The organism is Ferruginibacter sp. HRS2-29, assembly GCF_024343615.1.
Classification (GTDB): domain Bacteria; phylum Bacteroidota; class Bacteroidia; order Chitinophagales; family Chitinophagaceae; genus Ferruginibacter.
On record NZ_RJUB01000083.1, the window covers coordinates 1 to 2,047 of the forward strand.

General features: G+C 41.4%; 3 protein-coding genes. All 3 read right to left on the reverse strand.

The annotated features are described in order from the left end of the window. Nucleotides 1-30: 30 nt before the first annotated feature. Nucleotides 31-915, reverse strand: a complete 885-nt coding sequence (locus tag EGI32_RS11070) for a hypothetical protein (protein ID WP_255155436.1) — start codon at nt 913-915, stop codon at nt 31-33. 46 nt (nt 916-961) lie between these two features. After that, nucleotides 962-1,816 carry a hypothetical protein gene (locus tag EGI32_RS11075; RefSeq protein ID WP_255155437.1) on the reverse strand — a complete coding sequence of 285 codons (855 nt, stop codon included), beginning with the start codon at nt 1,814-1,816 and terminating at the stop codon, nt 962-964. 41 nt (nt 1,817-1,857) lie between these two features. Beyond that, on the reverse strand, nt 1,858-2,047 hold a 190-nt coding region (locus tag EGI32_RS11080; protein ID WP_255155438.1), incomplete at its 5' end, for a hypothetical protein.

Consider the following 2,047-nt stretch of genomic DNA (forward strand, 5'->3'; position numbering starts at 1 on the left):
CATTCGGGATATATTTATTTAAGCCATCATTTACCTCGCTGTTAGCCGCAGAATAATATCTGGCAGCTCCGGAAAGTGTATTAAATTGGAGTGGAGGTGTTTGGTAATCCGGAAAGTATTTTTGTTGGCAGAGATCGTTACGCGACTGGAATTATTTCTGAACAGCAGATCTGCATCAAAATCCATGGTACCGCCATTATTCTTTTTGTATTCTTCGAGCGCTTCTTCGTCTACCCATGTCCACTCTATATCTATATGGGTTTTACCATTTGCTATTTCCGCATTTGCAGGCCATGTTATCGGCAATTCATCTACCACTATTTCTCCTCCGGGAAAGGAAGGTGTTAAGACCTGATCGTAATTAAATACATAATCACGCTTGCGCAGCATACGGTTTTCCAATTCCAGCACAGCCCACACATCCCATGCTACTGATTTGTAGGGTACATCGATAATGGTCACTTTTACTTTGCGGCACTGATCGAATTTTATAGTTTGCCGGGCATTATATTTTACACCCCCGGCTTTTGTATAAGTAACTTCCAGGAAGGTAGAATTGACAGATCCTGTTGTACCGTTTACCAGCGTATAATCTATTTTGATATTTACTTTAGCTGTAAAATCACTCGGGATGTACATGATCATATCTTCCCTCACCAGCAGGCTTACAACATTAGTGATCTTATCATTGGCAGGATTGGCAATGGTAGGGTTCAACGTACCACTATAAAAAATATCATCGATCACTTCTTTGGTTTGCGCCATGGTACCACTTACATCATCCTTTACGAACTCCGTGGCTCCGCGAAAACTTGATGATAACGGCGGATCGTCTGTTGCGAAGCAACAGTTAGTGATGATCAGCAGGTTGATGGCCAGCAAGAATGTCCTGATTGTATTTTTTATTCTACCCATAAAAGTTATGTAATTATGAATTTCCTATTATTCCCTGATAATGCTTTTACTGAACTCCTATATATTCAAAAGGAGCCTGATTGTAATACTGTGCGTCTTCGTCTTCATTTAAAAAACCGCTGGTGAGGAACCTGTAGTTCCTGAATTTCTGTCCGGGCTCGTATATTTTTCGCTGGCGGTTGTAGATCACATATTTTGCTTCATTGAACAGGTCTGAAGCGGGCCCTCTGGAATAAGCTGAAAAATTTATGTCCACCGTTTTATTCTGCAGGTACATGGTCGTTACGACATCTTCTTCCTGCGGTGCCGGTTCAAAATAACTGAAGCGCATTTTGGCCGGCTGGTAATTATCACGATCGTAGTAGATATCAAACTTTTGAAAAAAACCGGCGGCATTATATTCCGGCACTGTTGTTTTGATACGGAAGCTGATGATCTTATCATAATAGGTGCTATCTTCTGGTACCGGATTGAGCGAATCCGTTGGTAATTCCGTCATGAACACATCATACTTGGATCCCAGTGAACCTAACAGGGAATCCCGGAAGTTGGCAGCCGGGAAGAGATTTCCCGTCGATTGCATATTGGTAGACATGAGCATCGTTTCCTGATCGTGATAAAAAGTGTAGGAAAACGAATCTGCCTGCACGTACTCCATATTTCCCACCCGGTAATAGAAATTATTCTTATTAAGCAGGTATTTACCAGCTACCTGTTCAGTACTTTTCAGAACCCCCGCCGAGTCGGCCTGGTAATTTATCAGCAGATCGAAACCAAGGAAATCGGTGCTGTCAAACACCTTGTTGATCCTGATTATCTCATGGCTCGCTGAATCTAACAATTGTGCTTTACCCGTTTGCACTCCGATAAGAAATGCACCTATTAACATTAATTTTTTCATCCTGTTATGATTGATCAGTTTAGATAAATTTTATTTTGTTCTTACAGATCGGTTACAGATTTCTGCATACCACTCCTGCTTTCCTGGATGGTTTTGATACCTTGTACGGTTTCTTTTTTCACCCTTATCAATGTTCCGTCATCATCATATTCATAGAATGAAGCGTAATTATTTTCATCCAGCTCTGCCGCGATCAGATCAAAAGCATCTTTTGGTGTTGCCGGATCTCCG